Raw genomic sequence first — 6,000 nt, forward strand, 5'->3', positions numbered from 1 at the left:
CCCGAATCCCCGAAAAGGGGGAATTAGCTATATTTATGCACTATGTCAAAAAGTACACTTTATGACATTGCTAAAAACCTTGTGTTTTTCATTTCAAAAATACAACTTAATAATATTTGAAACATGTCAATTAAACTGTATATGTTTTGACATATTTATTTTAAAAAGAAATTGAAATCCTTTATTTATAAGGGTTTTGTCACTATTTTTTTGCTATTCCCCCTTTTCGAGGGGATGGGCAAAAACACCCAAAATTTGCTGAATTATCATAGCAAATTTCTCCATTTGGAAAAGCCCAACTCAACATCAACTCTTAAAATTTTTTGGCTTAATCCCTTGACACCGCGCGCTTATATGGCTGCGGACGCTAGTCGGGCTTCAAAGAACTAAAACCCTAAAAAGTTTAAAAATCGCAAGATTTATTTTTTACTGCCCCACTTCGTTACTGCAGTAAAAAACAAATCTTGCTGAATTTTCGATTCCTCCTGAAATGAAGGATCTATTATAAAAGAAAATCAACCATCCCCAACCCCTTCCAAGCTTGGAAGGGACTCGCTCGGCGCTAGCCAGGCAAACAGGTTTGGAAGACCTTCAAACCTATTTGCATAGGTTCAAGCGTTTGGGATAGGCGAATCCATCCATTCCTTATCCTCCCTCGCAAAGAACGCTCAGTCCGGTACCATGGACAGATACAATGTGTACACCACTGCTGTTTGATTGCGAGGACCGATGATTTTTAAAAGCATCCCTTATTGCGTGGTTATATTTTTATACTATAATTACGGTATGTGAAATTTTAATTAGTATATTCTTGTGAAACCCCTAGTTTTTACCTGAAAATTTGAGTAGGACTATTAAACTATCCATTTTTCCTTCTCCGCTCATTTAAATTGGCTGATACTTATTGTATTACTGTCTTTTGTATCGACTTTTAGAATCGAATCTGAGTAGCCGTTTTTTCTGTATTTAAATTTTTAAGCCTTACTTTTAATTAAATTAAGCTTTCGGCTCTCCAAACCATCGGAACATTGCTTTTCTTGTAATGATCCATTCTTTTCTTACCCCATTTGGTGGTAAAAAGAACTTAACTAATCCTTCATCAATCATTTGTTGTAACTCTTCTTGCTGTTTTTCATTTAGCATAGACGGACTATATTTATTCTTTAAAGTATCTCTTTTAACTCCCCATTTATATGCTGCTTCAGATGGTGTCATGTAGTTTTCAATTTCTTTCATTCGATATTCTCCTTTATATTGTGATATAAAAACAAAGGGGACAATAATAATCCCCTGTGTTTAAAACCTATTACAGCTCTTTTGTAAATTTTGTAAACGAAGAGCGTTTAACTTTTCTTTCGTTTCTAAAATTGCTAAACGGATCAGTTTTATTTTTATCTCTTTACTAAGAGAAAGCCATTCAGGTGTATAGATTTTCATTTTATATTCCACCTTTCTAATGATTCAACATAAAATACATTAACATTCGTGTTTCCATTCATTTTTCCTCAGGATTATTTATTACAGCGAGGAACAATTTCTTCATAAAACCGAACAATATTAAATCCAGGTATCAAAAATCATTCGTGTTTTTTATAAAGTAACGTATTTATTTGTTTTTTTATCTTTGTACTGAATTTCAGTACAACCATAAGCATATTGATAATCATCTAAAGGTGAAAAATCTGAATCATCATCACTTACACCACTGAAATATACATTCTTATCATCATCAAGGACACGAAAACGATGCATTCCTTGATTATAATCTACTTCCTTTCCAACCAATGACCATTTTTTCTCTTCTGGTGAAGTGTGAATGTTATCTTTTGTTATCTTATATCCCATGTATTTTTCTCTCCCTTATGTGTGGTATAATAGGAGAAGGGAATGGATCAGATTCCCTTCTACAAGTCATCTGTTTAGCTGCGGATGGCTTTTTCGTTTTTAAAGTACCTATTTGCTACTCCTGTGAATAGTTGGTCTACCGACAATCCTCTTTCAAAAATCCCTTCCAGATCTTCTTCAGATATATTGCACATGACCTGCATTGCGAGAAGCTTAAATTTTTGCTCTGAAGTTAGCTTATTTATTTCTTTTTCTTTTTTTCTTTGATGAAAATTCACAACTTCAGCAAGCTTTACTTCTTCTTGTGGCTCTTCCTTTATTTCCACTGAAGTATCACTATCCAATCCTTTCATATGTTCTTCCGCTTGTAGCATTTTTTGTTGATATGTCCAATCATTTATATGGAAATCTTCAAACATTTCTTTTGCAAATTCCTGAATTTGCTTTTTGTATTCTTCCGATAAGCTTCGATTGGCAAATATATAATCAGCACCATTATATATCTTCCCTTGATATTCATAACCGGTTGTTATTTTCATATCTTGCATGCCATCAAAAGAGCAAGAATTGAATTTTTCGGTTATTTGTTCAACCTCTTTTCTCATCGGGCCATCTTTCCAATTTACATCTACTGAAGAACCTCCACTGTAACTACTAGAACGAACAGAAAATTTAACTCCCGGAAATGCTTTTTTTAACTCCTTTCTAATTTTTTTAGCTGTTTCAACAGCACTTTCAATAATTGCTTCCATGCTTTCATTTCCCCTTTCGTTATTAGTTATCCTTACAAGTCTATTATCTCATGAATACAATAGACTTGCAAGTCTATTTTGTTGTTTTTTTAATTTCTTTTCGACAAAAAAGACCCTACCAATTAAGTAGAGTCTGTGCTTAATATTTTGCTATTTAACAAGATATTGCTGTAGTTCCTTTATTATATGATCCGCGCCTTCTGGACTAAGAATAATTTTTCCATTTGCTAAAGAAATATTTCGTTCTGAAACATCCCCGGTTATCATACAAGCCTGTTGAGATTGGTATTTCCTTAGAATTATTTTATCTTCTTCCACAAAAATCTCTATTGGGTCTTTTTCTGCTATTCCTAAAGTTCGTCTTAATTCAATTGGTAGTACAACCCGACCCAATTCATCTACTTTTCTTGTCATTCCTGTAGACTTCATAAATTCCCACCTTTTTCTCATTTTATTTAATAATATTATTTTAATAGAAAGTCACTACAAATTAAAAACATAAACAACCAAAACACAATTACCATAATAAAAGCATTTTTACATCCCACAAAAAAGGAAAGTGATTTCTCTTCATCTTTCATAAAAATACTCCTTATCCATTAATGTACTTGTAATGTACTTGTCAGAATGGTAAATCATCGTCGCTTATATCAATTGGTTGCCCTACATTTGAAAATGGATCGTCCTTCTTGGTTGAACCTGAATTAGTTGCACCAACATGTGCATATCCGCTATTAGAAGGAGTTTCTCTTTGTTCTGTCGCACTTATAAGTACGCTTGTAAGCTTTTAGATTTTCATTAATGAACTATACTCTCTTTAGGAATAGATAATTTTTCGGAAAAATCAGACTGAAAAGGCTGTAACATTGGATGCTTAAAGAACAAATTCCGAAATTCAAAATAAGCTTGATAATACATGGCTAACTCTGATGCAATTCCCTCTATACATCTTTGTTGCTCTGTATAGCTTTTAGCTGATTCTAAGTTACTAATATATTGAGGAAGGTTATGTGTACCATCCATTAATTTAAATAGAAAATCCCCTATAGCCGTATTCATATCCTCAAATTCAGGAAAATTATATTTAAAGTTAGTTGCTTTTTCATTCTTCAATACAAACCCTAACATGCGGCTAATTAATGATGACGTTATGAGGGCTTCAGTTGCTTCTTGTTTTATTTCTTCAGGACTTTGCTGCAAAAAATTCTCCCTCATTTTTTCATAATTATATTGTTGTTCCATTGTTCTGTTCCTCCTTTATTTTTTATGATGCAATATCAATTGAATAAGCTAAAGAATCAAAGTTAAAAACCTTCGTATTTGGACACATTTCTTTTAACAATCTATAGACTTCAGTGAAATTCCAGTTCACATCTTTAAAATCTTCTTCTTTTAATTGATAAGCTTCGTTTTGTAATAATGCTACCTTTTCCGAATCTGTCATTTTTTCTATATCACTAAGTGGAATCGGCTTAATATCTTTCATACATATTCTAAATTGATATCTCTCACGATCCGCGTTTTGAATTGTATATGATTGACCATTTAACAAAATTTCCAAATGATTTTCATGCAAAAGTACTTTTAAATCCATATTTTGAGCAAAATCAAATGCTTTTTGTTTAGTTCCTTTAAACTTTGCAACCTCAACATTTAAATCGATATTTTCATAGTAAACCGTTTCTTTAATTGTGTATTTTTTCATTTCTATTCCTCTTATTTTCCAATTTATTTTATGGAGAAGCCCATTAAGGGCTTTTCTCCTTTATTTTGATTTACTACCCACCTTTTTTGAGGTGTTTGGCTTTTTCTGTGGAAATTCAAGTTCCAACTTTCCACCACTAACTAATTTTAAATAAGCGTCAAATTCTTTCTCGTTTTTACTAATAAAGCCTTTTATTAAGTTACTTTTCTTCTTTTCTAATAATTTTTGTGCATTTGCTACACTGATTTTCTTTCCTAAAAACTCTTTTGGTAATGTAAACTTACAACTATTTGGATCATCCTTTTTATATCCAGAACAACCGTATAATTTTTCTCTTTCCACTACGTTCTTTTTACATATTGGGCATTTCCCAATTGCATGAATTGCATTATCTTTTACTTCTTCAGCTAATTTTTCAACATTCCACGTATCGCTCTCATTAACTGCTTTTTCTACAAGAAACGTTGTCATTTCTTTTACCTTTTCAACAAATGCATGTGACATAGCTGCGGATTTTCCTTTTGAATTTCGGATTTTAGATAGTAACATTTCCCATTTTGCTGTCATTTCAACACTTGCCAGATGAGTTCCCCTTACCGCTTCTATCAACATTTTTCCTTTTTCAGTTACAGATACTTTGTTATCTCGAATCAAAATGTATTCGCGATCTTTCAGGGTTTTTATGATGCCAGCACGCGTTGCTTCCGTACCAACGCCATTAAAATCTGTATCTACTTCTGGATCTTCCACAAACTTTCCGGCTGTTTTCATAAGGGTAATAAGTTGCCCCTCTGTATATACTGTAGGTGGTTTTGTTTTCCCTTTTTGGAAAGAAACCTTTTCTACATCGATATGACCCTGTTGAACTATAGGGAGCTTTTGGACTTTTTGATCCTCTTCTTTTTCTTTAGAATTAGGATTTTTCCAAACGACTTGCCAACCTTCATCGAGCACCTGTCGCCCCTGGGCAATGAATGTATGTGTACCTAAGTTTGTAAGGATTGTTGTTTCTGTAAAAACATGCACATCATAATGTACCGCAATTACACTACGAACAATTTCGTCATACACTTTTCGTTCTTGTTCTGACAAACTAGCTAAATCCGGTACATTTTTCGTAGGAATTAGCGCATAGTGATCTTCAACTTTTTCATCATTTGTGTATTTTTTATCATCTTCGATGTAATCTTTGGATCTATTTCTAAGCAATTCTGCATATGGCTCTAATTCTTCTAAATTAGATAATACTTCAGGTAGTTCAAAGGCTTCAGCTTCCGTTAAATATTGACTACTAGTTCTTGGATAACTAATAACGCCTTTTAAATATAAACTTTGTGCTAATTCTAGTACTTTCTCAGGTGAAAATTTATATTTACGGTTTAATTTCGCTTGGAGTGTAGATAAACTATGGAGTTTCGGTGGATTTTTCTTCTTTTCTTCACTTTCAATACTTTGAATGGTTGCTTTTTTTATGGGCTTGCATTCCTCAAATAAGGCTTTAGCTTTTAGATAATCTAATATTTTAGTATCTTCATTTTGAAGCAACAACCCTCCATATTTGATACCGTCTGCCACAAACCAACCTACAATTTGATAAAATGTTCTAGGTCGGAAATTTTGAATTTCTTCTTCACGTTGATTTATAAGATACAGAACTGGCGTTTGGACCCGTCCGCTAGAAAATGTTTGTTTCAGTCC

The 6,000-nt window shown here is 32.9% G+C and carries 8 protein-coding genes and 1 pseudogene; all 9 read right to left on the reverse strand.

All coding sequences use genetic code 11. The features are described from left to right. Window positions 1-996: 996 nt before the first annotated feature. Window positions 997-1,236: a helix-turn-helix domain-containing protein gene (locus tag QCI47_RS29965; protein WP_002170049.1), complete on the reverse strand. Its 240-nt coding sequence runs from the start codon at window positions 1,234-1,236 to the stop codon at window positions 997-999. A gap of 60 nt (window positions 1,237-1,296) precedes the next feature. After that, complete coding sequence (locus QCI47_RS29970) at window positions 1,297-1,437, reverse strand: hypothetical protein (RefSeq protein WP_353812073.1); 141 nt, start codon at window positions 1,435-1,437, stop codon at window positions 1,297-1,299. A gap of 153 nt (window positions 1,438-1,590) precedes the next feature. Further along, window positions 1,591-1,845 (reverse strand): hypothetical protein, encoded by a 255-nt coding sequence (locus tag QCI47_RS29975; protein WP_002188062.1) that lies wholly within the window; start codon window positions 1,843-1,845, stop codon window positions 1,591-1,593. Window positions 1,846-1,919: 74 nt separating this feature from the next. Beyond that, window positions 1,920-2,597 carry an LPD29 domain-containing protein gene (locus tag QCI47_RS29980; RefSeq protein WP_098954585.1) on the reverse strand — a complete coding sequence of 226 codons (678 nt, stop codon included), beginning with the start codon at window positions 2,595-2,597 and terminating at the stop codon, window positions 1,920-1,922. A 150-nt stretch (window positions 2,598-2,747) separates the two neighbouring features. Further along, complete coding sequence (locus tag QCI47_RS29985; RefSeq protein WP_002170053.1) at window positions 2,748-3,026, reverse strand: AbrB/MazE/SpoVT family DNA-binding domain-containing protein; 279 nt, start codon at window positions 3,024-3,026, stop codon at window positions 2,748-2,750. Between the two features lie 193 nt (window positions 3,027-3,219). Continuing rightward, window positions 3,220-3,303 (reverse strand): annotated as a pseudogene (locus QCI47_RS29990) (single-stranded DNA-binding protein); the annotation flags it as partial. A 92-nt stretch (window positions 3,304-3,395) separates the two neighbouring features. Beyond that, window positions 3,396-3,839 carry a hypothetical protein gene (locus tag QCI47_RS29995; RefSeq protein ID WP_353812074.1) on the reverse strand — a complete coding sequence of 148 codons (444 nt, stop codon included), beginning with the start codon at window positions 3,837-3,839 and terminating at the stop codon, window positions 3,396-3,398. A 22-nt stretch (window positions 3,840-3,861) separates the two neighbouring features. Continuing rightward, window positions 3,862-4,302, reverse strand: coding sequence for a hypothetical protein (locus QCI47_RS30000; protein WP_353812075.1), 441 nt, complete (start codon window positions 4,300-4,302; stop codon window positions 3,862-3,864). 60 nt (window positions 4,303-4,362) lie between these two features. Continuing rightward, on the reverse strand, window positions 4,363-6,000 hold a 1,638-nt coding region (locus tag QCI47_RS30005), incomplete at its 5' end, for a type IA DNA topoisomerase (RefSeq protein WP_353812076.1).

Source organism: Bacillus cereus group sp. RP29 (genome assembly GCF_040459765.1).
Taxonomy (GTDB): Bacteria; Bacillota; Bacilli; order Bacillales; family Bacillaceae_G; genus Bacillus_A; species Bacillus_A paranthracis.